The sequence below is a fragment of the Nocardioides sp. genome, from assembly GCF_050246775.1.
Lineage (GTDB): Bacteria > Actinomycetota > Actinomycetes > Propionibacteriales > Nocardioidaceae > Nocardioides.
The window spans coordinates 1,587,307-1,610,087 of record NZ_JBFWVK010000001.1; the positions used below are offsets into that span (position 1 = coordinate 1,587,307).

General features: G+C 68.7%; 21 protein-coding genes. 10 read left to right on the plus strand and 11 right to left on the minus strand.

Annotated features, from left to right (window positions below; genetic code table 11):
- Positions 1–50 precede the first annotated feature (50 nt).
- Entirely contained in the window at positions 51–1,052 is a 1,002-nt protein-coding gene (locus AB7I40_RS07550) for an Acg family FMN-binding oxidoreductase (protein ID WP_428346383.1), read from the plus strand.
- Between the two features lie 57 nt (positions 1,053–1,109).
- On the opposite strand, the gene AB7I40_RS07555 is transcribed toward AB7I40_RS07550, so the two are convergent.
- Positions 1,110–1,766, minus strand: coding sequence for a hypothetical protein (locus tag AB7I40_RS07555; protein ID WP_428346384.1), 657 nt, complete (start codon positions 1,764–1,766; stop codon positions 1,110–1,112).
- A gap of 139 nt (positions 1,767–1,905) precedes the next feature.
- On the opposite strand from AB7I40_RS07555, the gene AB7I40_RS07560 reads away from it, so the two are divergent.
- Positions 1,906–2,709 (plus strand): AIM24 family protein, encoded by an 804-nt coding sequence (locus AB7I40_RS07560; protein WP_428346385.1) that lies wholly within the window; start codon positions 1,906–1,908, stop codon positions 2,707–2,709.
- A gap of 141 nt (positions 2,710–2,850) precedes the next feature.
- Here the strand turns inward: AB7I40_RS07560 and AB7I40_RS07565 are convergent, their stop codons facing one another.
- On the minus strand, positions 2,851–4,329 hold the full coding sequence (locus AB7I40_RS07565) for an alkaline phosphatase PhoX (RefSeq protein ID WP_428346386.1): 1,479 nt from the start codon (positions 4,327–4,329) through the stop codon (positions 2,851–2,853).
- A 207-nt stretch (positions 4,330–4,536) separates the two neighbouring features.
- Here AB7I40_RS07565 and AB7I40_RS07570 point away from each other — a divergent pair, with 207 nt between their 5' ends.
- Complete coding sequence (locus AB7I40_RS07570; RefSeq protein WP_428346387.1) at positions 4,537–6,207, plus strand: TIGR03767 family metallophosphoesterase; 1,671 nt, start codon at positions 4,537–4,539, stop codon at positions 6,205–6,207.
- A 2-nt stretch (positions 6,208–6,209) separates the two neighbouring features.
- On the opposite strand, the gene AB7I40_RS07575 is transcribed toward AB7I40_RS07570, so the two are convergent.
- From AB7I40_RS07575 to AB7I40_RS07595, 5 genes are read right to left on the minus strand one after another with little or no spacing between them, the layout of a single operon-like run.
- Positions 6,210–7,127 (minus strand): lysylphosphatidylglycerol synthase domain-containing protein, encoded by a 918-nt coding sequence (locus AB7I40_RS07575; protein ID WP_428346388.1) that lies wholly within the window; start codon positions 7,125–7,127, stop codon positions 6,210–6,212.
- Positions 7,120–7,824 (minus strand): class I SAM-dependent methyltransferase, encoded by a 705-nt coding sequence (locus tag AB7I40_RS07580; RefSeq protein WP_428346389.1) that lies wholly within the window; start codon positions 7,822–7,824, stop codon positions 7,120–7,122. The genes AB7I40_RS07575 and AB7I40_RS07580 overlap by 8 nt, the downstream gene beginning before the upstream one ends.
- Positions 7,821–9,923 carry a hypothetical protein gene (locus AB7I40_RS07585; protein ID WP_428346390.1) on the minus strand — a complete coding sequence of 701 codons (2,103 nt, stop codon included), beginning with the start codon at positions 9,921–9,923 and terminating at the stop codon, positions 7,821–7,823. Before AB7I40_RS07585 ends, AB7I40_RS07580 begins: the two co-directional genes overlap by 4 nt.
- Positions 9,923–10,843, minus strand: a complete 921-nt coding sequence (locus AB7I40_RS07590) for a glycosyltransferase family 2 protein (RefSeq protein ID WP_428346391.1) — start codon at positions 10,841–10,843, stop codon at positions 9,923–9,925. Before AB7I40_RS07590 ends, AB7I40_RS07585 begins: the two co-directional genes overlap by 1 nt.
- 9 nt (positions 10,844–10,852) lie before the next feature.
- Complete coding sequence (locus tag AB7I40_RS07595; protein ID WP_428346392.1) at positions 10,853–12,952, minus strand: hypothetical protein; 2,100 nt, start codon at positions 12,950–12,952, stop codon at positions 10,853–10,855.
- A 199-nt stretch (positions 12,953–13,151) separates the two neighbouring features.
- Here AB7I40_RS07595 and AB7I40_RS07600 point away from each other — a divergent pair, with 199 nt between their 5' ends.
- From AB7I40_RS07600 to AB7I40_RS07610, 3 genes are all read left to right on the plus strand, one after another.
- Entirely contained in the window at positions 13,152–14,276 is a 1,125-nt protein-coding gene (locus AB7I40_RS07600; RefSeq protein WP_428346393.1) for a glycosyltransferase family 4 protein, read from the plus strand.
- Between the two features lie 76 nt (positions 14,277–14,352).
- Positions 14,353–15,738, plus strand: coding sequence for a UDP-glucose dehydrogenase family protein (locus AB7I40_RS07605; RefSeq protein ID WP_428346394.1), 1,386 nt, complete (start codon positions 14,353–14,355; stop codon positions 15,736–15,738).
- Positions 15,735–16,550, plus strand: a complete 816-nt coding sequence (locus AB7I40_RS07610; RefSeq protein WP_428346395.1) for an SGNH/GDSL hydrolase family protein — start codon at positions 15,735–15,737, stop codon at positions 16,548–16,550. Before AB7I40_RS07605 ends, AB7I40_RS07610 begins: the two co-directional genes overlap by 4 nt.
- A gap of 139 nt (positions 16,551–16,689) precedes the next feature.
- On the opposite strand, the gene AB7I40_RS07615 is transcribed toward AB7I40_RS07610, so the two are convergent.
- The 3 genes from AB7I40_RS07615 to AB7I40_RS07625 all read right to left on the minus strand — a co-directional run bounded on the left by AB7I40_RS07615 (position 16,690) and on the right by AB7I40_RS07625 (position 18,855).
- On the minus strand, positions 16,690–17,673 hold the full coding sequence (locus tag AB7I40_RS07615) for an electron transfer flavoprotein subunit alpha/FixB family protein (protein ID WP_428346396.1): 984 nt from the start codon (positions 17,671–17,673) through the stop codon (positions 16,690–16,692).
- 24 nt (positions 17,674–17,697) lie between these two features.
- Positions 17,698–18,486, minus strand: a complete 789-nt coding sequence (locus tag AB7I40_RS07620) for an electron transfer flavoprotein subunit beta/FixA family protein (protein ID WP_428346397.1) — start codon at positions 18,484–18,486, stop codon at positions 17,698–17,700.
- A gap of 66 nt (positions 18,487–18,552) precedes the next feature.
- Complete coding sequence (locus tag AB7I40_RS07625; RefSeq protein WP_428347936.1) at positions 18,553–18,855, minus strand: hypothetical protein; 303 nt, start codon at positions 18,853–18,855, stop codon at positions 18,553–18,555.
- Between the two features lie 173 nt (positions 18,856–19,028).
- On the opposite strand from AB7I40_RS07625, the gene AB7I40_RS07630 reads away from it, so the two are divergent.
- Entirely contained in the window at positions 19,029–19,340 is a 312-nt protein-coding gene (locus AB7I40_RS07630) for a hypothetical protein (protein ID WP_428346399.1), read from the plus strand.
- On the opposite strand, the gene AB7I40_RS07635 is transcribed toward AB7I40_RS07630, so the two are convergent.
- Positions 19,260–19,775 carry an NUDIX domain-containing protein gene (locus AB7I40_RS07635; RefSeq protein ID WP_428346400.1) on the minus strand — a complete coding sequence of 172 codons (516 nt, stop codon included), beginning with the start codon at positions 19,773–19,775 and terminating at the stop codon, positions 19,260–19,262. The genes AB7I40_RS07630 and AB7I40_RS07635 overlap by 81 nt on opposite strands.
- 465 nt (positions 19,776–20,240) lie before the next feature.
- Here AB7I40_RS07635 and AB7I40_RS07640 point away from each other — a divergent pair, with 465 nt between their 5' ends.
- The 3 genes from AB7I40_RS07640 to AB7I40_RS07650 are packed head-to-tail and all read left to right on the plus strand — an operon-like array spanning position 20,241 to position 22,764.
- Complete coding sequence (locus tag AB7I40_RS07640; protein ID WP_428346401.1) at positions 20,241–20,885, plus strand: cysteine hydrolase family protein; 645 nt, start codon at positions 20,241–20,243, stop codon at positions 20,883–20,885.
- Complete coding sequence (locus AB7I40_RS07645; protein ID WP_428346402.1) at positions 20,882–21,595, plus strand: cysteine hydrolase family protein; 714 nt, start codon at positions 20,882–20,884, stop codon at positions 21,593–21,595. The genes AB7I40_RS07640 and AB7I40_RS07645 overlap by 4 nt, the downstream gene beginning before the upstream one ends.
- Complete coding sequence (locus AB7I40_RS07650; protein ID WP_428346403.1) at positions 21,592–22,764, plus strand: NAD(P)/FAD-dependent oxidoreductase; 1,173 nt, start codon at positions 21,592–21,594, stop codon at positions 22,762–22,764. Before AB7I40_RS07645 ends, AB7I40_RS07650 begins: the two co-directional genes overlap by 4 nt.
- Positions 22,765–22,781: the final 17 nt, after the last annotated feature.

Below are 22,781 nucleotides of genomic sequence, written 5' to 3' on the forward strand. Positions count from 1 at the left end.
ACGCCCCTGAACAGGCTGGAGGCAACCATCACCCCTGGGAAGTGACAGTCATGATCCTGAGCTCTGACGGCGACCCCGTCGCACCGAAGACCACACGGCGTCCGTTCGACGAGATCCTCACGCTGGCCTGCCGCGCCCCCAGCGTGCACAACACCCAGCCCTGGCTGTGGCGGTTGCGCGGAGACGAACTCGAGCTCTGGGCCGACCTGTCGCGTCAAGTGCTGCAGATGGACCCGGACGGCCGCGATCTCGCGCTGAGCTGTGGGGCGGCCCTGCACCACGTGCAGGTGGCCGCGCGCGGGCTCGGCTGGAGGGCGGAGGTCACCCGGCTGCCCGACCCCCGCAACCACCGCCGACTGGCGAGCATCACGCTCGAGCCGGTGATCAAACCACAGGAGGCCATCGACGAGATGATGGCGATCAGCTCCCGACAGACCGACCGTCGACGCTTCACCTCCTGGCCGGTGCCGCCCGAGCGGCTCGACACGTTGGCCCGGATCGGTGAGCAGTGGGGTGCTGCGGTGGTGCCGATCACCGACGAGTCCGCACGCGCCCGGCTGCGCACGCTCACCCGGCGCGCCGACGAGGCCCAGTCCGGCGACCCGGCCTACCAGGCCGAGCTGGCAGCACATCTCAACGACCGCAGCGACGGCATGTCGATCCATGCCGTGCCGATCGAGCCGGACGAGGGCAACCGCACGTTCCCCACCGGAACACTCGAGGACCAGACGCGCCCGCCCGTCGGTGACCCTGAGGGCATCCTGGTGATCTGTACCGAGGACGACTCAGTGCTCTGCCGGCTGCGGGCCGGAGAGGCGATGAGCGCCATCTGGCTCCGGGCGACGATGGACGGGTTCCGCGTCGTACCCCTCAGCCAGGCTCTCGAGGTCGAGGAGACGCGGCAGGCCGTGCAGGGTCAGCTGCTCGAGGGCCGGGGCTTCCCGCAGATCATCCTGAGGGTGGGCTGGCCGCCCATCGCCGACACCGAGCCGCTGCCGGCGAGCCGGCGCCGGCCACTCGACGACGTGCTGATCCGCGAGCCCGCCCGCTGACGACAGAAACAGGGCACGAACTCCCCCGGAGTTCGTGCCCTGTGGCCTGTGGATGGATCAGTTGGTGTTGACGGTGATCTTCGCGATCCCCACCAGCAGACCGGCCTTGACGGCGTCGGTCTTGAAGGTCTGGTTGAGCAGACCGGCGGCGTCGGGCGAGATCTCGACCTTGGTGCCCTCGAGCACCGCCGTGTCGCCCTCGGCCTGGAGGGGCTTCAGGGTGCGACCGTCGAGCTGGAAGAGGAACGCGCTGGTCACCGCGACCTTGCCGTTGACCGTCACGTCGCCGTACACGCGGGACACGCCCGGGTCGACGTTGAGGTTGGTGAGCTCGACCGTGGTCTTGCCCGCGGTGAGCGACAGGCCCGAGCCCTCGTGCTGGATCTGGCCGATGACGTACGGCGAGACCTCACCGGGGGTGAAGACGCTGACGTTGCCGCCGGTGATCGGGAAGACGAGCGAGCCGTCGACCAGCTTGGCGCTTCCGACGACGCCGGGGGTGAGCTTGAGGGACGTGAGGGCGTCGGTGAAGCCCTTGTCGAGCGCGACCTGGGTGTCCTGGCCGCTGAGGGCCTCGATCACGGCGACGGCCTTGGGGGCCGAGGCGGAGGCCGAGCTGCTGCCCGAGCTGGCGTCGGCGTTGGAGCCGCAGGCAGCGAGCGGGACCGCCAGCAGGGCGATCGTGGCGAAGCCGGCGAGGCTGCGCTTGGTCATGGAGAGGTTCGTACGCATGAGGATTTTCCTTTGTTTCCTTGCACTGGGGAAGTTCCCCTTGTCGTACAGGTAGTTCGCCACCCCCGCCGATCCGGATTGCATTTGCCTGGTGTGACCTGGAACACGGCAGACTTGGCCCATGACCATCAACGTCCAACTCGTCGGCACCACCACCCAGATGGCGATCGTGCAGCTGCCCCCCGGACAGGTCGTCTACTCGGAGTCCGGCAAGTTCCTCTTCTCCTCCGGCGACGTCGTGATGGAGACGAAGATGACCGCCCCGGGCGAGGAAGGGGCCGGCGGAGTGGGCGGAATGCTGCGCGGCGCGATGTCAGCCGGGCGACGCATGCTCACCGGGGAGTCGTTGGCGGTCACGCACTTCTCCACCAAGGGCGGCGACGGTCTGGTCGCCTTCGCCGGCGTGATCCCCGGCGAGATGAGGGTGATCGAGCTGCAGCCCGGGGAGACCTGGTTCGCGGAGAAGGACGCCTTCGTGGCCGCCGAGGCCGGGGTGCACCAGTCCATCGCCTTCTCCGGGCTGAGCCAGGGGCTGATGGGGGGCGAGGGCTTCCTGCTGCAGAAGTTCGAGGGCACCGGCACCCTGCTCGTCGGCGGCTCCGGCGACTTCATCGACATCAACCCGGCCGACTACGGCGGTGAGCTCGTGGTGGACACCGGCTGCATCGTCGCGTGGGACCAGAACATCACCTACGGCATCAAGACCGTCGGGCGACTCAACCGGCAGGGCGTCATGAACGCCCTGCTCGGCGGCGAGGGCTTCACGTTGGCCACCCTGCGCGGCAACGGACGGGTGATCCTGCAGTCGGTGACCCTGCAGGGCCTGGCCACCGCGCTGGCCAAGAGCGCCCGGCTGAGCGGCAGCACCCAGAACGGCAACACCGGCTTCGGCGCCATCGGGTCGATGTTCGGCGGCAACGAGTAGCGGGCGGCCCCGGACATGCACGAAGCCCCAGGTCGCAAGACCTGGGGCTTCGGTGCGCGAGGGCGGTTGAACCGGCGGCCCACGCTCAGACCGGCGTAGCACCAATGGGATCGGCCGGCGTGAGCGCGCGTCGAGAGCGGGCTACCCGAGGTACTTGTGCCACGGGCCGGTGATGGCCAACGTGATGCCCGGATCCTGGATGTTCGCGTAGAGGACCCTGCCATCGGAGGAGAAGGTGGGTCCGGTGAACTCGGAGTACTCCGGTTCCTCGTCACCGATGTTGATCATGTTGCGGGCGATCGCGTAGGTGGGTCCTTGGGGCGTGCTGCTGAGCACGTGCGACGCGCCGACTCCGTCCTCTGCCAGGACGAGCGAACCCCACGGAGTGACCGTCACGTTGTCGGGGCTGTCGAAGTAGAGGTCCGGAAAGGCGGGCTCGCGGGTCTCGTCGCGGGCGTAGTCCTGGTAGGGGAAGTAGTTGACCAGCTGGATCGTCTCGTCGCGATAGTTGTAGAACCACACCATCCCGGTGTGCGCGACGGCATCCACGGGCAGGTCCTCGCCCTTCTCCAGCGCGTAGGAGTTCACGACGTACACCCCCGCGTCGGTCCCCCACACGCCCTCGAACTTCCGTCCGCGGGTGACTTCGCCTTCGGCGAACTGCTCTCGCACGGCGGCCTGCTCGGCGTCCCGATCGGGCACCTCGACCCAGCGCACCGCGAACGGGCGGCCGAGCTGCGCCGAGGTCAGGTAGGCGACATCCGGCAGCACACTGCCGTCGTCGAGGAGGATGGCCATGGCGCTCAGTCGTCCGAACGACGCCGAGGAGAGTTGGGCGGCGGAGTCTCGACCGATCCGGTAGCCGCGCGGTCCGTGCCAGCGGTAGAAGAGCCCGTTCGGTTCGTCGGCGTCCTCCGAGAGGAACACGAATCGTCGGTCCTGGCTGATCGCCAGCGCCTCGTGGTCGTAGCGACCGAGTGCCTTGAGCGGGACGGGATGGGCGTGTCCATTGCCGAACACCTCGAAGACGTAGCCGTGATCGCGCTGGTAGGTGCCGCTCACACCCGTGTCCTCGTGCTCCCATGCTTCACCGGCCCGCGCTGTCGCCTCCTCACAGCTCCACCACGTCCCCCACGGCGACGGCCCACCAGCGCAGTTGGCGATGGTGCCGGAGAGTCCCACGAACTGCGCGAGGTTGTTGCCCTTGCCATCGGTCTTGACCACGGTGCAACCTCCGCCGCCGGTGGCGCCGGGGTCGTACACGGTGCCGGGGATGTGCGGAACACCCAAGGCGTCACCCGCGTCGCACTCGTGGTTGAGGATGAGGTACTGGTGCCTGCCGCGACCGAACACCGCGGTGCCGTCGTGGTTGCTCGGGCAGGGCTCGCCGGTGGTCAGCCTGGTCTCCCCCGCCTTGGTCAGGATCTTGTAGGAGAACCCTGGTGGCAGCGCGAGGATCCCGCGGGGGTCATCGACCAACGCGGGAAACGGACGATGCTCGGCGGCAGGGCCGCCACCGAACCTCGGTGTCGAGTCAGCGAGTGAGGGAAACGATCCAGTGACAGCGAGACCGGCACCGGCAGCACTACCGGTCACCAGGCCACGGCGAGAGATGTCCATGTCATTGCTCCAACGGGTTGGCGGTTGCTCAGGCAAACGTTCGAGGCGCAACGTGAAATCCGAAACGCCATCTGAGGTCCGGCCAGGCAACCAGTCGGTGAACGCCCAGCGACCAGGACGGCCATACGGTTCCGAGTTCGCGCGGGCTTCACAGGGCATCAAGGTTGTGGACACCTGTTGCCCCCACGGACCGCAAACACTGCAGATGTGGTCACATTGACGCGCCGCAAGGTCGTCCAGTACGGCTCCCTCTCGGTGGGGGGACTGGTGGCAGTGAGACTTCTTCGCGAGCAGTTGCCCAGCCCGCCGGTGGCACCCTCCGGGACGACGCTCGAGTCGACGATCATCCCTACTCGTGCGCCCGGCTACCGGCTCCTCACCACCGGACCGGCCCAGCCGACCACGCTGCGCACCGAGCTCGCCGGCGCTGCCGCTGATCGCGCTCGCCGGCGTACGGGGCTGGCTTCGGTCGTGCAGCTGACCGATCTGCACATCACCGACGTCCAGAATCCCCTGCGCTTCGAATACCTCGACCGCGTGTGCGGGACCGGCCACCGCCCCCAGGAGCTGTTGGGCACCCACGGAGCGACGGCGCTGGTGCAGCGGGTGAACTCGCTGCGTGTCGGGCCGTTCACCGGGCGGCCGATCGACGCGGTGATCACCACCGGCGACAACACCGACAACCAGGGCGGGCTCGAGCTCGAGTGGCTGCTGTCCATCCTCGCGGGAGGCGATCTGCATCCGACGAGCGGCAACCCAGACGTGTTCGAGGGCGTCGCGGCCTGCGGCCTTGCGGACTTCTGGCAACCTGAGTGCGCTTCGGCGGACCGCTACAAGACCCACGGCTTCCCCTTCGTTCCTGGCCTGTTGGCGGCTGCGACCGCGCCCTTCACGTCGCCCGGTCTCGACGCGCCGTGGCTGCTGACGATGGGCAACCACGACGTGGCGGCGCTGGGAACCCTCGGGCCGGACCCCGCGATCGCGCAGTGGTACGCCGGTGACCGCAAGATCTTCGCGGCGCGCTCCGACGTGGCGCTCCGGCTCGCGACCCGGCTGTGCGCGCGCACACCGGCGGGAGGCGACCTCGACGGGTTGAACGCCCAGCTCGAGGCGATCGCCGGCCGCGGTGAGACACGCGCGGTGACCTCGGACCCGCGCCGGGCTCCCTTCACGGCGCGCGAGTACGTCGAGGCACTGGGAGACCCGCGGTTCGCCGGCGCCGGACCGGTGGGCCACGGGTACGACGCGAGCGCCGACGGGTCCCGGCTCTACTTCATCCACTGGCTGTCCGAGCACGTCCTCGCGATCAGTCTCGACACGACCAACCAGGCCGGAGGCGCCGACGGATCGCTCGGCTCGACTCAGCTGAGCTGGCTCGTGCAGCAGCTCGAAGCGCACCCGCGGGCCTACGTCGTGGTGTTCAGCCACCACCCCTCGCACCGGATGACGAACCTGGCCCCCGACCCTCGTGACCCGTGCGAGCCGCGGCACTCGGGCGACGAGGTGCTCGACGTCCTGCATCGCCATCCCCAGGTCCTCGCCTGGGTCAACGGCCACCTCCACCACAACCGCATCACCCCACGTCGGCACTCCGATCCACGGCGTTCGTTCTGGGAGATCAACACCGCCTCGCACGTGGATGCTCCTCAGCAGGGTCGGGTCATCGAGGTGGCCCGCAACGGCGATCGGACCCTGTCACTGTTCACCACGATGTTCGACGCGGAATCGCCGGCGGTCTCGCCGTACGACGACCTGTCGAGGACCGGGCTCGCCTCGCTGTACCGCGAGCTCGCCTACAACGACTCGGGGTTCATCGACCGGCGCGGTGCCCAGCGCGACGGCAACACCGAGCTGCTGCTCGTCGATCCCCTCCCTTGAGGCTAGGGCGCGGCCGCTCTGACCCGAGCGGGGTCGCGCGATCCCGACCGTCGTGCCCAGAGGGCCCAGCCGGTGGCCATCAGGGCATCGGCGACGGTGTGCACCACCCGAGCCAGCAACGCCAGCGCGGTCGCCGGGGCGGCCCCGATGACCGGGGTGAGGAGCAGGACGAACACTGCCTCGCGGGCCCCGACGCCGGCCGGGGCGAAGACAACGAGCACGCCCACGGCGTACGCCGCCGCGAAGGCCGCCCCGAGCGCGACGAGCTCGTCCCACCGCGCGCCTGGCCTGAGGAGCACCAGGGCACCCGCGTACGCCAGCCAGGCCACACCCATCAGAGCGACGACCCAGACAGTGTCCATCCAGCCCAGCCGTACCTGCTGGCCGGCCACCTGACCAGCGAGACGACGCAGGAGCGCTGGCATGAGGAGACCTGCAGACACCCCCAGCGCGATCCACGAGAGCCAGCTCGGCCAGGGTGACTCCAGGCCGCCCGCGAGGAGGGTTCCGGCCGCGAGCAGAACGGCGGTGTCCACGTGGTAGCCCAGGAACAGCAGCCCGGCGGTCACCGTCGTCCGGGCCGGCACGCCGTGTCGCCGGGCCAGCTCGGCCTGGGCTCCGATCGACCACACCGATCCGGGGAGGTACTTTCCGAGCTGGCCGACGAAGAACGTCCCCAGGGCGTCGACGAGCGGCATCCGGGCGTCCAGGCAGACCATCAGGCGCAGCCACAGCACTCCGGTGCTGAGCAGCCCCACCAGGACCAGCACCAGTGCCGCGAGCGCCCCCACCAGCGAGGTGTCCGCAAGGGCTCGCCCGATCTCGTCGAACCGCCCTCGCAGACCGAACCAGGCGAAGGCCGCCACCGCCCCGAGGAAGACCGCGGCGCCGACCCTGCGGGCGCGTTCGCGGTCAACCACGCAGCCTCACCAGGGCCGTCCTGGTCGGGTAGGGCAGCGACGGGGTGAGGCCTCGGGTCCAGGCCACGTCGATGGGCACCGGCGACGCGGCGATGGCCTCCCGATAGCGCCGGCGGTCCACGTTGTCGAACACGAGGATCCCGCCCGGCGCCAGCCGGGAGATGGCTCGTTGGAAGCAGGCGCTGCGTGCCCGGCCGTCGACGACGATGAGGTCGAACAGCCCCTCCGTCTCGTCGACGGCCGCCACGTACGCGGCAAAGTCGAGGCCCGCGAAGCCAGGCTTCTCGGAGAGTGCCTCCCTGGGGCGGCCGGTCGCGGAGCGCGGCTCGATCACCCGCACGAGCGTGTCTCCCGGCAGCACCGGCGTGACGACATCGGCCCAGCCGCGGTCGTGCTCGATCGAGGTCAACGACCCGGCTCGGCGAGACAGCCAGGCCGTGGAGGCTCCCGAACCCCACTCGAAGACGCGGGCATCGGAGTGCTCGGCCAGCCACGCCGCGACCTGGTCGGAGGCCTCGAACGTCCACCACGGAACGTCGTGCCTCAGCAGATCCTCGAGATCGTAGATCGAGAGCAGCGACCGCACCCAGAGGCCGATGCGTGAGCGCGCCGCCCATCGGTCCAGCAGCCGCAGCAACCCCACCGCCGCGAGAGCCGAGCGCAACCCACGCATCGTCGCCAGATACACCCTCTTCATCGCTGTCCTTCCGTCGTGCCGGCATCGTGCTGTCCGGTGAGCGCCAGGGCGCTCAGCCGCACGTCCAGTGGGCCTTGCGAGGTGCGAGTGAGAGTGACCCACACGCTCTCAGCCGCCCCTTCGCGCGCAGTGATCGTGAGGCGCACCGTCCCGTCCTCGGCGATCGACACGGGAACCTGACGACCGGAGATGTGGGCCACCAGGTCTGTCGGCGCGCTGCCGACGAGCACCAGGACGCAGCCGGTCAGCCCGCACTGGTCACTCGGCACGAAGGCGAGCACCGCCTCCGGCACCGGCGACGTGAGCTCTACGCGGCCCGGCCATTGTTGCCACCCGTCGACCGCGAAGCGCCACAGGTTGGAAGGAGCGGTGGTGGCCGCCGCGGCGTCCGCGGGCTGCGTCCCCGCGGCCGTCAGGGGTGAGGGGGTGAAGGTGCAACGGCCGAGCACGGTGACGATCAACTCGAAGCCGTGGCGCCACCGGGTCACCTCGTTCATGGGGGCGCAGTTGCTCGGCAGCGCCTTGAGGAAGACGGCGTCGTACTCGTCCTGTGGTGGGGTGCGTACGACGGGCAGCATCTGGGGTGCCAACGGACCGTTCGCCTCCTCTCGGCAGTCGACGCTCCGGCTCGTGGAGAACGCCTCGGAGCCGTCGGTGAACGGAAACGACGTCGTGCCGTCCTGGTCGAGTGCGGCCTTGCAGACGAGCTGGCGAACCAACGACTGGCCCTCCAGCAGCTCGGGCAGGCTGGCGCGCCAGAAGTCGCCGCCCGGTCGGGTGGCGGCGTCGTTGAACGGGGCGCCGACCAGGTCGGTGGCCAGGTTGACGTAGGTGGTCTGGTACGGCTGAAGGGTCACCTGGTCCACGACCGGCAGGACCAGGGCGGCCGACGCTGCGACCACGACGACCAGCTGACGCCCGCGGCGCTGCTCCGTCCTGACCCGGTGCTGGAGCCACGCCATCGCGTACGCCGCGAGGACGGCGCACGCCGGCGCCGCGAAGAGCAGCTGGCGAAGCCCGTGGTAGAGGTCCGAGCCCAGCACGATGGCCACCACCGGGAGCACCAAGGCCTGGGTGCCGACGACCGCCATCCTCGTCGACGCCACGTCGCGGGCCCGCCGGCCGCGCCAGAGCGCAAGCGTGGCGACCAACGTGCCCAGCACCACGAAGGTCAGCAGCATGGTCGGCATCTCCTCGACCACGTGCCTGGGAACGTACAGGCGGTCCGACTTCAGCCCGTCGAGGAAGCTCGAGGACGACTCGGTCGTGCGGGGCAGGGCCCGCACGGGCGACCCGAACAGCCGTGGGTACGCGGCCACGAGGAGTGCTGCGGCCGCGAGAAGGCTGGCTGCCAGGTCGACGAGGGCCGGCACCGCAACCCGCCGAACCATGCCTCCACGGGTCACCGCAAGCAGCCCGACGACCGCGACGAGGACCGTGACGAACAGCCCCGACCACATGCCCGGACGGGTCCCCAGGGTGAGCACCAGTCCCCCCACCAGGCAGGCGACGCGCGCCACCCTGCGGCGCGCGGAGGGCCGCCGACGTCCGACGAAGGTCACCAGTGCGAGCGTGACCAGGGTGTACCCGGTCGCGACGGGCACGTCCTTGACGTTGAACATCTGATGCCCGGTCCACATCGGGATCGCCGCCAGGGCCGCCGAGGCGACCAGGCCCCACCGCCAATGCCCGAGGACCGCCCGGGTCAACGTCGCCACGGCGGCCAAGGCGACGAGACCGAACATCACGACCCCGAGATGCCGGACGTCGTAGGCGTGTGGCGTGGTCGCGACCTCGTGCCATCCCTCCACACCCCACAGGACGGACCAGGCATGCAGGACCAGCATGGCGACCGGGGCGTAGACGAACGTGTTGGTGCCCTCGGAGCCCGGACCGCCTCCGGCATAGTCCCAGTCCAGCGCGTACCACCCGGAGTCGAAGTAGTTGCGCAGCCGCATCACATGGATCGGCTCATCGGTCGTGACGCCGGTGCGGTAGGCGCCCAGCACGGCAAGGACGGCGCACACCCCGAGCACGACCGCGCTGACGGCCACCAGGACCCGCGGCGGTGGTCCCCAGCTGCGAGGGTCAGCCGCCATCACGAGCTCGTGCGTTGGCGCGAGTACACGACGAGCTCGGCCAAGAGCCCGAAGAGCACGAGCTGGAGCCCACCGAGGACCAGCACCACAGCGGTGATCAACAACGGACGCCCACCGATCGCCTCGCCCGCGACCTTCTGCACCAGCAGGTAGGCCAGTGCGAGTCCCCCGGTGAGCACGCTGGCGACCCCGATCCCACTGAACAGGTGCGAGGGACGGCTCTCGTAGGACATCAGGAACCGCACCGTGAGCAGATCCACGAACCCGCGCCAGAACCGGGCGAGGCCGTACTTGCTCCTGCCGTGCAGGCGCGGGTGGTGCTGCACCGTCACCTCGGCGACCCGGAACCCCCACCAGTGCGCCACGACCGTGAGGTAGCGGTGCAGCTCGCCGTACAGCATCGGCGAGGCTTGCCGCGCCACGTCCGCGTCCATCACCTTGAAGCCGGAGTTGAAGTCCTTGCCCGGGACACCGGACAGCAGCGCGGTCACTGCGTTGTAGAGCTTGGAGGTGGTGCGCTTGACGAACCGGTCGTGGCGGACGGTGCGCGCACCGGTGACGAGGTCGGCGCCCTCCGCCAGACGGGCAAGCAGCAACGGGAGCTCGGTCGGGTCGTCCTGGCCGTCGGCATCCATCATGGCGATGATGTCGGCGCCTTCGCTCAGGGCCCGTTCGAACCCACGACGCAGGGCGGGGGCCTTGCCCTGGTTGCGGCCCAGCGAGATGAGGCTCACCTCCAGGTGTCGGTCGGCGAGGTCGGACACGACCTCCCGAGTCTTGTCCGTCGACCCGTCGTCAACGACGAGCACATGGCCCTCGACGTCGAGCAGGGCCAGCTCGGCCACGATCGCGGGGACCACGACCGGCAGGTTCTCGGCCTCGTTCAGGGCTGGTACGACGACCCACAGGTTGGTTGCCATCAGGCTCTCCTAGGTCTTGGTCGGAAGCGTCTTGGTCGGAAGGGGGAGGACGCGGATGCTGTGCACACGCAGTGCGAGAGGCACCCCGGACGTGCGGCGCAACGTGACCCAGGCGTCAGCGGTCCCCGGGGCCAGCCGGACGATGGCCGAGCCGAGGCCGACCTGGACGTCGGCGCCCACGTCGTTGACGGTCGCCGCCAGGTCGGGCGGGGAGTCACCCTCCACGACCAGCGCGCACGCCTGGACAACGCAGCGCGCCGGGGCGGTGAACGTGAGGCTTGCCGACACCCCCGGGGCGTCGATGGCGTCCGGGGAGTCTCGCAGCACCCACCCCTGTGGCGCGAAGGCCCACGGCCCGGGCAGCATGTTCGGTTCGAGGGCGGGGCGGGTGAAGGTCACCGGCGTCGCGTCCAGAGGCGAAGGAGCGAGCCGGCAGCGGGCGACGTACGTCATCTGGATCTCGCGCAGGTGGCGCTCGCGCGTGACCCCGGCCTCTCGCTCGCAGTTCGAGGGCACGGGGTGATCACGGTCGATGATCACGTAGAACTCGTCGTGGGGGATCGTCGAGGTCAGTGGCAGCCCGCCCGCGACCCACGCCGGAGCGAGCGGCCCGAGGGGGTCGATGCGGCAGTCGACGCTGCTGTCGGAGGAGTAGCGTCCGGCGACCATCGCCTCGGGCGCCTTCTCGTTGCCCGACCGCGTCGGCCCACAGACGATCTGCCCGTCCGTCGGGATCCGGGGCATCAGCTCCGGGACACTGGTGCGCCAGTAGTCCGAGGCCACGTGGACACCGGTCGCGTCGAGGGCGACGTTGAAGTAGGTGTACTGGTAGGGGAAGAGCTGTGCCTGGTCGAGCATGGGCAGCAGGAGGGCTGCCGCCACCAGCCCGGTCATCGTGCGGGTCCTTGTTCGGGTCTGGCTGGGGGTCTGCTTGTGGGTCTGCTTGGGGGTCTGGTTGGGGGTCTGGTTGGAGGTTTGGGCCCGGCCCAGCGCCTTCGCGGCGCCGACGGTGACGACCACGGCCCAAGCCGGGGAGGCGAACAGCAGTTGACGCAGCCCGTTGTACACGTCCGAGTGCAGTGCGATAGCCAGCAACGGAAGCAACGCCAGCTGAAGCCCGACCAGGGTCAGCTGCACGGCCCTGACCGGTTCACGGCGCCAGCCCTGCTGGATGAAGCGGACTGAGACCAGCAGTCCCACGACGAAGAAGCCCTGCAGGAGCAGGGGCACTTGAGCGAGCACATGGAAGGGCACGTAGCCGTACACGGCGCTGCGGCCGTCGCGGAAGCTCGCCGACTGCTCGGTCGACTGCAGCAGCAGTGCCGGGTGGGCGAACACCGTCGGATAGACCAGGAGCAGGACCGCCGCCGCAACGCCCACGCCCAGCACGGCCTCGTGCAGGGTGGTGCGCACCTGGGGCAGCCGAGGAGCGGCGACCCGGAAGGCGGCGATCAGCGCCAGCCCCGCCACGACGGCCGACAGCATCGCCGGCCTGGTGCCCACCATGAGGACGACCCCTGCTGCCAGTCCGACGACCCGGACGACCCGATGTCCCACACTGGGCGACAGCATCGCGACCAAGGCGAGCGTCATGACGGTATAGCCGGTCGCCACCGGGACGTCCTTGATGTTGAACATCAGGTGCCCCGTCCACATCGGCAGCGCCAGCAGCGCAGCCGCCGTGAACAGCGCCCACCGCCAGCACCCCAGCAGTATCCGGGTGGTCGCGGCGGCCGCCGCGGTGCCGACGAGCCCGATCATCACGACACCCAGGTGACGCACCTCGTACGCCGACGCGCTGGCGGAGACCTCGCCCCAGGCTTCGACCCCGAGGACGACGGTCAGGCCGTGCAGGACCAGCATCGCAACCGGCCCGTAGACAGCAGTGTTGGTCGCATCCGAGGTCGGCCCGTCCCCGGCGAATGCCCAGTCCAGCGCGTACGAGCCGTGGTCGAAGTAGTTCCGCAGCCGCATCACGTGGTAGGGCTCATCCCACGAGATGCCGCTGCGTGAGCTCCCGACGACCGCCATCGCGACCGCGGCGACCACGACCGCGGCGCACACCCAGAGCAGCGAGCGAGGCAGCCTCGGCGCAGGTTCGACCCGCACCGGCCGTGGCTTGGGATCAGTCGAACGTGTGGTCGCCACGACAGGGTGCACACCCGCACGGTCTCGTAGCCAGCCGAACGGATCGTGGCCGCCACTGAAACGGCAGGAGTCAACTCTCTCCCGGGTCGGTCCCCGGGACTTCGTTCAACACCCACCTCACAAACCCCATGCGTTCACACCGAGACCTCACCGTGAGGGCATGCGGGTCCTCATCGTGACCGAGTCGTTCTTCCCCCAGATCAACGGCGTCGCCAACAGTGTCCGACACGTCTGCGACCGACTGCTCGCCCGTGGACACAAGGTGCTGATCGTCGCGCCTGGGCCAGGCCCCAGCGCCTACCGGCAGTGCCCCGTCGTGCGCGTGCGTTCCTTCGACCTCCCCCGATACGACACCTTCCCGGTCGGGCTTCCCGACTCCACGGTCGAGCGGGTCATGCGAGCCTTCCACCCGGACGTGGTCCACCTGGCCTCCCCTATCGTCCTGGGCGCCGCGGGGCAACGCGCCGCGACCCGGATCGGCGTACCCACGGTGGCGGTGTACCAGACCGACGTCGCCGGCTTCGCCGGTCACAACGGTGTCCCGGTGAGACGCCTGGTGGACCGTTGGGTCGGCCGACTGCACCGGCGTGCCACCCGGAACCTCGTCCCATCCCTCGCCTCACGGGCCCATCTGGCCGGACTCGGCGTCCAGGATCTCCACCTCTGGCGGCGCGGGGTCTCGCTGGACGTCTTCGACCCACGCCATCGCGACCCCACCCTGCGGCAGGCGTGGACGGGAGGTGACCCAGCCAGGTCGGTGGTGGGCTACGTGGGGCGCCTGGCGCCCGAGAAGCAGGTCCGCCGGCTGACGGAGCTGGCGGCGCTGCAGGGCAGCAGGCTCGTGGTGGTGGGCGACGGACCGGAAAGGGACTGGCTGCAGCGCCATCTGCCCCAGGCGCACTTCACCGGGATGCTGCGCGGCCACGAACTGGCCCAGGCTTTCGCGTCCCTGGACGTCTTCGTGCACCCCGGCGAGTCGGAGACGTTCTGCCAGACCGTCCAGGAGGCCCAGGCGTCGGGGGTGGCGGTGATAGCACCCGCGTCGGGAGGTCCGTTGGACCTGATAGATCATCGCCGCACCGGCCTGCTCTATCCGGCCGGCGACACCGGCGCGCTGCGGGAGCAGGTCATCGAGCTGACGGCGGATGCTTCGCTGCGAGCCGAGCTCGCCACCGCTGGCCGGCTCGCGGTCTCGACGCGGTCGTGGCCCAGCGTGGTCGACCAACTCATCGACGTGCACTACGCCGCCGTCATCGGCCGGCAGCATGCGCCGGCAGTGGCCTGACGCGGACACCCAACGGACACCAGACATCTTCCTCCATGGCGCGAACCATTCAGACCGGACTGCTGAGGTCTCAACCATGAACCCACGTATCTCGGTCATCGGCACCGGTTACCTCGGTGCAACCCACGCGGCCAGCATGGCCGAACTCGGCTTCGAGGTGATCGGAGTCGACACGGACCCGCGCAAGGTGCGACTGCTCAGCGGTGGGATCGCACCGTTCGCGGAGCCCGGACTCGGTGCGCTCCTGCACAAGCACGTGTCCACCGGCCTGCTCCGGTTCACCACCGACCTGGCCGAAGCAGCTCGCTTCGCAGACGTGCACTTCATCTGCGTCGGCACCCCTCAGTCGAGGCACGGACAAGCAGCCGACCTGAGCGCGGTCGACGCCTCGGTGGAAGCGCTGTCACGGAGCCTGGTCCAGGATGCCGTGATCGTGGGGAAGTCGACCGTCCCGGTCGGAACCGCAGAGCGGCTGGCCACCCGGATCGCGGCACTCGCGCTGCCGGGCCTGGACGTCTCGCTCGCCTGGAACCCGGAGTTCCTGCGTGAGGGCCACGGGGTCGAGGACACCCTCCGTCCCGACCGCCTCGTCTTCGGGGTGACGGCCCCGCGCGCAGAGCGGGTCCTGCGTGAGGTCTACGGCCAGATCATCGAGCGGGGGATCCCGGTGCATGTCACCGACCTGGCCACCGCCGAGCTCGCCAAGGTCGCAGCCAACGCTTTTCTGGCCACGAAGGTCTCCTTCATCAATGCCATGGCCGAGCTGAGCGAACGCTCTGGTGCGGATATCGCCGCCTTGGCGGACGTCCTCGGTGATGACCGGCGGATCGGTCGGAACTTCCTCGACGCCGGCATCGGCTACGGGGGTGGCTGCCTGCCCAAGGACCTGAGGGGGCTCGCCGCGCGAGCGCAGGAGCTCGGGGCTGCGAACGTCGCGGCGCTGTTGGACGAGGTGGACGCCACCAACCTGCGCGCCCGTCGCCGTACCGTCGACCTGGTCACGTCGTTGTGTGCTCCCACTCTGCGGCGCCGACGCGTCGCGGTGCTCGGGGCAGCGTTCAAACCACTGTCCGACGACGTCCGCGACTCCCCTGCCCTACACATCGCCGGAGAGCTCCACAGGGCCGGTGCTGAGGTGCGCGTCTACGACCCCGAGGCGACCACCAACGCCCGGGCTGTCCAACCGGCACTGACCTACGTGGCCAGCCCTCGGGCCGCCCTCGCCGCGGCGGACGTCGTACTGCACCTCACCGAATGGCCGGAGTTCCGCGACCTCGACCCCGAGGAGGTGGGTCAGCTGGTCAGGACGAAGGTCCTGGTCGACGGCCGCAACAGGCTGGACGCCGAGTGGTGGCGACGAGCAGGCTGGACCGTGGTCGGGATCGGCCGCGACGCCTGGCCCAAACCGGCGACCCCCATCCCAGCGACCCACGTCGCGGCAAGCATCGCCGCCGTCGGGTGAGCAGGCGCATCACCCTCGGGCTCGCGGTGTGGCTGGGAACGGTCGTCGCGTTCACGATCGGTGGCCGCGTGGCACTCCACCGGCAGGCCCGGGTCGCGCGAGCCGCCATCGGCCATGGCTGGGGCGACGTCGCGCCGTCCGCGGACAAGACCTACAAAGCCGGGTACGGGGACCCGATCTCGCTGCTGCTGCTCGGTGACTCCATCGCAGCCGGACTGGGAGCCGAGAAGGCCAAGCACACGCTCGGCGCCCAGCTGTCGAGCCGACTGGCGACGAAGACTCACCGTTCGGTCCGACTGCTGACGGCGGCGCGAGTCGGCTCCGAGACGTCCATGGTCCTCGGGCAGGTCCATGGCCTGCCCGAGGGGTTCGTCGCCGACGTCGCGGTGGTGATCGTGGGCGGCAACGATGTCACGCACCGGGTCCGGGTCAGCGATTCGGTGCGGCATCTCCGCGAGGTCGTCGAGGAGCTCCTGGCCCGCGGCATCCCGGTGGTCGTGGGCACCTGCCCGGACCTCGGCGCCCTGCGACCGGTCCCGCAGCCGCTGCGGAGCCTGGGTCGACGAGCCTCGCGTCGACTGGCCTCGGCCCAACGCGAGGCGGTCACGCGTCTCGGTGGGCGCGCGGTCTCCCTCTCAGACGTGGTGGGGCCGTTCTTCATCGCGCAGCCGGACCAGATGTTCTCCCTGGACCAGTTCCACCCGTCGGGCGCCGGCTACCGCCGTACGGCCAAGGCGTTGCTGCCGAGTGTGCTCGCGGCGCTGGGCGCTCAGGACGCGGTGCCGTTCGGACACCACGAGCCCGCGCGCTAGTCGAATCTCGCACCACTACCAGGGCAGCTGAGCCCAGCGCTGCCTTTCGTGCACGTCGAGAGTGCGGCAACAGTGTTCTGCGGCCAGGAACTCCACCAGCTTGTGAACCACGAGACGCCATCCAGTCATCAGGAGTCACCTACTGAGGGGTCGGCGGGTCCGTCGGCTGCCGCGTCCCGACCGCCTCGGCGACTGCGGGCAATACAACGTGCATGTCGCCAACGACCCCCAGGTCCGCGTGTTCGAAGATCGGAGCCTCCTCATCGGTGTTCACGGCCACGATCATCTTCGAGGTCTGCATGCCGGCGAGGTGTTGGATCGCCCCTGAGACTCCCCCGGCGATATAGACCTGCGGTGAAACAACCTTGCCTGTCTGCCCGACCTGGGCGGTGTGCGGGTACCAGCCCGAGTCGACGGCGGCTCGCGATGCGCCCACCGCCGCCCCGAGTACGTCGGCAAGGCCCTCGACGCAGGCGAAGTCACCACCGGTTCCGCGCCCGCCGGAAACGACAACTGTTGCCTCTGTCAACTCTGGTCGACCCGTCGCCGCCCGTGGCTGGCTGGCTACGATTCGGGCGGTCTTGGCGTCCTCCGAGATCACCGCCGCGAACGGCTCCACCACTCCGGCACCGGCAATGTGCTCAGCAGACGCTGCATTGGGCTTGACGGCGATGATCGGTGTGCCCCTGGTGACCTCTGCTTCGACAGTGAAGTTGCCGGCGAAGACAGATTGCGTGGTGAGGATCGACCCGTCCTGGACTCGAACATCGACGGCGTCAGTGATGAGGCCTGAGGAGAGCTTGATCGACAAACGACCGGCGATCTCCTTCCCCTCGGCGGAGGCGGTGACCAGGATCGCGGCCGGCGAAATGCGCTCGACGAGCTGCTGCATGACCTCGACCTTGGGTGCGACCAGGTAACCCTTGATCACGGCGTCGTCAACGACGTAGACCTTGTCGGCGCCGTGCGCTTTCAAGGCTTCTGCCGCGACCTCGGACTTGTTGACCGCCCCGACGAAGACCGCAGACGGTGACCCGATGCGTTTGGCTAGTGCCAGCAGCTCGAAGGTCGAGTTGCGGACCACGCCGTTGGCGTCATCGACGAGAACCAGAACCTCAGACATTGCTCTACCCGCTCCTCAGTGTCTCTAGACGAACTTGTTCGATGCGAGGAAGTCGAAGACGGCAGCAGCGCCGGACCCGTCCGAGTCCCTCACAATCACCCCGGCTGTGCGCGGAGGACGCTCGGAGGTCCCTCGCACCTTCGTCCAGGCGGCCGCCAGCCCGACCTCACTGCGGTCGACGCCGATGTCGAGCAGCGACAGGGTCTGCACCTGCTTCTTCTTTGCCGCCATCACCCCTTTGAAGGTCGGGTAGCGAACCTCACCCGACTGGTCTGTCACAGACATCACCAGCGGCAGTGTTCCCCCCACGATCTCGGTGGCCGTGTCGCCGTCCCGCTTGATCCGGACCTCGGCGCCCTGCATCTCAACGACGGAGGCCAAGGTCACCTGCGGCAGATTGAGGCGCTCGGCCAGCATCGCGGTCAGCACACCCATGCCGGCGTCGGTCGACGCCAGGCCACCTATGATCAGGTCCGGGATGCCGTTCCGCTCGATAGCCTTTGCCAGCACCAGCGAGGTCGCCGCTGCGTCCGATCCTGCGATCGCGTCGTCAGCCACGTGTACGGCGTGGTCGGCGCCCATCTGCAGCGCCTTGCGCAGCGCGATCTCGGCTTCCGCGGGCCCCACGGTGAGCGCGGTGACGTTGACCTCCTCATCTGGGCGACCTTCCTTGATCCGCAACGCCTGCTCGACGGCATACTCGTCGAGCTCACAGAGCAGGCCGTCCGAGCCGCGATCGACCGTGTGGTCGGCACCGAACTTGCGGTCTGCCGCCGTGTCAGGCGTGTACTTGACACACACAATGATGTTCACGCTAGTTATTGCCTTTCGTATGGCCAGCGCCCAGCGTGAGTCAGTCACGCTGTTCGCTGACGAGCATCACCGTGCCCGCGAGTCAACGGGCGGCAAGCCCATCGCCACGCCGCGGACACCGGCTTTCAGGAGCGCCAGAGCCTGACCGGACGTCACCGAGACCCGGCGCATCCCGGCCTGCCCGATCATGAAGACGTTGCAGTCGGTCAGGTCCTGGTGCCACCTGAAGCGAACGGACACCGGACGTTGGTGCTCGACGTCGAGGGCGTCGGCAGCCTTCTCGTCACATCGGGCGCTCGAGTGAACGCGGATGAGCGATCCGGAGTAGTGCGAGAGCACCAGTTCCGTCCCTGCCGCCGTCGGCCACACAGAGACCACCTGCGAGGAGCCACGCCACCGGGGCGGCGCCACAGCAAGGTCACCAGATTGTCCAGTCTGAGGCACCACGCCACCCCTTCCTTTTCGATGCAGTCTACGTACTGTAGTCTATAAGAACAAGGAACCTGTTATGGCACAACGTCTCGCGACCCGGAGGAGCAGCGGTGAACCTGGACGAATACCTACGGGTGCCCTACCTGTTGGAAGCCGAGTCGGTGGAGAGCGCGCCAGATGTGTGGATACGCCGCGCCTCCTACCCCGAGTTGCCAGGTTGCGAGGTGGAGGGCGACTCCATCGTGGACGTGCTCGACGACCTGGAGCGCCTGAAGATCAAGACGATCATGGCGATGTTGGAGACCGGCCAAGTGCCTCCCGTGCCGCGAGCGCTGCTCGGCTCAGCCAGCTCGGCCTACGAGCTCGCACGGCTCGGCCTGACAGACGTCGTCGCCTCCGCCGACCCCTCCACCCGCCCGTAGGACCGCAGTCACCGCGAGAACGATGTCCCGGACTCCAGCGTCTTGGCCGTCGAACCTCGCGAGCCGTTGCGGCTTCACCCACCTGAGGGACTCCTGCTCATGCAGCAAGGGCACGCGCTTGGACTCGGTGACCGCGACGAACGTGTGCGTCCGCCGCGGCACACCCCCCTCGAGTCCAAGCCGGAGCACGGGCCCTTCCTTCAGGTGCTGAAGATCGCTCACCAGTAGCCCGGTCTTGCCGAGCAGTTGACGAGCGGCACCAACCAGGGGGGTCTCACCGCTGCGGACCTCCCCTGCGATCCCATGCCAAAGACGGTCGTGGGTGCTGCCACCCACGGCGCGCTTGAAGATGCCGACGCGCCCACGCCACACCAACACCACGGCGACGACATCGCGATCCACACGAATGTTGCGCGATTCGTGATCGGCGATCATTGCTTGGCCCCGCCCTGGTTCGCCTGCTCCTGACACAGTCGGCGCTCGATGCCTATCAGTGCAGACCCGCCCATTCGCTGTCGTCCCTAGCGGCTCGGTAGCGCCCGAAGTCAGCTACCTTCCGGCGTTCGTCACGAGTCGACCTGGCGGGCTTGGGCACCTTGTCGGGGACCTGCTGACAGCGCCTGGCTTCGCCGACCCGTCCCTCATCGGTCCGCTGCCCTGCTGTGTCGACGCAGTGCTGGTCACCCGATTCGGGAGACCCCGCACCCGGCCCTTCAGCCGTCGCCCGATGCTCCGCCATGGAAACGCGCTCCTCTCTCAACAGTCGTTCGAGGCTGGTCTTCGTGATCTGGGCACCCTCGACACGACCGCTTCTACAGACTATATTCTGTAATAGAGCGGCGGCAAGCCATCACCGCATCGCGGAGAGAACTCCGCTCTACCCAGCACGTAGGAGCCCTCGTGTCAGCCTCTGCAAGGTCGCCTGCGGCGCTCGTCGCCATCGGCTTCAACAGCGCCTGGGTGGCACCTGATTCGCTCTTCGCGCGTCGCCTGCGCAGCAGCTTCCACGACTCGAGCTACTTCGAAGATCGGGCAGCCGCCATCCTGCCGAAGGTCAACGCCCTGGCCGCTGCGGTGCGAGGCACCGCCGGCACGGTCGTCTGGGTCACCCCGGAGCTGCGTACGGGAACAGCGAGCGACTGGCCGATCTCACATCGCGCTTCGTTGCTCGACCAGGGGTTCGACGAACCCTGCCACGACGGCCTTGACACCTATGCCCTCGCTCCGAGCATCGTGGACCACCCGAGAGACCATCGCCTGTCCACCTTCAGCATGAGCGCGTTCTGGGGTGGTCCCCTATTGGCAACCCTGCGCAACCTCGGCGTCACCGACGTACTGGTGGCTGGCTGCCTGACGCAGTCCGCAGTGGTGATCAGCGCCATGGACAGCACCAACACTGGTTTCCTCACTGCAGTTGTCGACGATGCCTGCGCGGACGTCAGCCAGGAACGCCATGACGAGAGTCTTTCGTTGCATTCCCGAATGTTTCGGCTGACCGGCACCAGCGAAGTCATCTCCAGTCTCGCCGAGGAGATCCGAGCATGAATCCCGAGACCTCTGAGGCGGTCGTCTCGACGTGGGAGCCCGGCGCCGTTGGGTTGCTCGTCATCGACATGACGAAAGCGTTCACGGAGCGAGGGTCCGCCTTCGACCGCAACAGGCGAGCCGCAGGCCTGGACACCGACTACTACTTCGACCGGTTGGAACAGGTCGCGGTTCCCGCCATCATGCGAGTCGCCACTGCGGTCCGTGGATCCGGGGGGCCGGTGCTCTGGGTCAAGCCACTCATCGTCAGCTCGCAGGCGCGCGACTGGCCGCCGGGCCTGCACGCGGCGAGCATGGCGCCACTCGTCCCTGGCACCCCAGCCTGGGGGCTCACATCGGGTCTGACCGCCGAGCGCACTGACTATGAGGTACCCAAGCAGTGCGTGTCGTCGTTCTGGTGCGGCAGCGCTGATCCGATCCTGCGCCATCGGGGTGTGCGGCACGTCCTCGTCGCTGGTTGCCTCACCAACGGCGGAATGATGGTCAATGCCGTTGATGCCGCTGTGCGGGGGTATCAGGTGACCGTCATCGAGGATGGCTGCGCGGCTCTCGATCCACGATCCCACGAGGACGCCCTCGCTGCCCATCCGATCTACGAGGTGAGGACGAGCGCGGACGCCGTCGACGCCCTCTCGACAGCATCACAGGACTCCCGCCGCACCGAAGGAGTCACCACGCGTGCTCCGCTCAAGGAGAGGAACCGTCCATGACGTCTCGAATCGTGATCGCCGGGGGCTCGCTCGCGGGGGCGCGCGCAGCCGAAGGTGCCCGAGACGGTGGTTTCGAGGGCGACATCGTGATGGTCGAGCCGGCCGGGACCCTCCCGGTGATCGATCGCCCTCAGCTGTCCAAGTCGTTCCTTCTGGAGACCTCACCGGCGAAGCCCCTCTCCATGCGGCCGGGCGTCGCCGAAGGCCTCTCTTGGCGGCGGAATCGGGCTTCTCAGCTTGATCTGGCCACGCAGACGATCGAACTCGAGGATGGAGAGCGCCTCCGCTTCGACGGTCTGATCGTGGCCACCGGCGCACAACCGAGGCTCATCCCCGAGCTGGAACGCTTCTCCAACGTGGCATACCTTCGCGATGACGCCGACGCCACAGAGCTTCGGGCAGCACTCGGCCGCGCCCGATCGATCGCGATCATCGGCGGCGGAGTTCTCGGCTGCGAGCTCGCAGCCACCTGTCGAACACTGAACAAGCAGGTGGCCGTCGTCGACAGCATTGACGGACTCATGCTCAGGAGCCTCGGACCTGCCGGTTCGGAACTCCTACGGGGATTGCACGCTCGCAAAGGAGTCTCGCTCCATCTCGGCAACCCGGTGGCTCACTACCACGGCCAGGGCCGTGTCAGCGCTCTCGAACTCACGGATGGCACCCACATCGAAGCCGACCTCGTCATCGTGGCCGTCGGCGCCGTGCCGTGCACCGGCTGGCTGTCAGGAGCCGGCCTGACCCTCGACGACGGGTTGGTCTGCCACGACACACTCGTTGCAGCCGGCACCGACGTCGTCCTCGGGGCAGGAGACGTGGTCCGATTCGGTGGCACCCGCGCAGCGGGGGGCGTCAGAGTGGAGCACTGGACAAACGCGTCCCAGCAGGGCCAACGTGCTGGGAGGAATCTGGCCGCGCTGCTACGCGGCGACTCCGCAGCCCCGTTTCACGAGGTGCCGTACTTCTGGTCGGACCAGTTCGAGTGGAAGATCAAGATGTTTGGTCAGTGGAGCGAGAATTCGGTACGGCAGCCGGAGTCGACAACAGATGCGTTCGTGGTCACCTACCACGCCCTCGACGGTCACCCGATCGGTGTCATGGCTGTGAACGCCTCGAGCAGCCTCCTGCGCTGGAGATCTGTCATCACCGCGGCCCACCCGGCCTCATGAGCGCTGGTGCCCGCCGC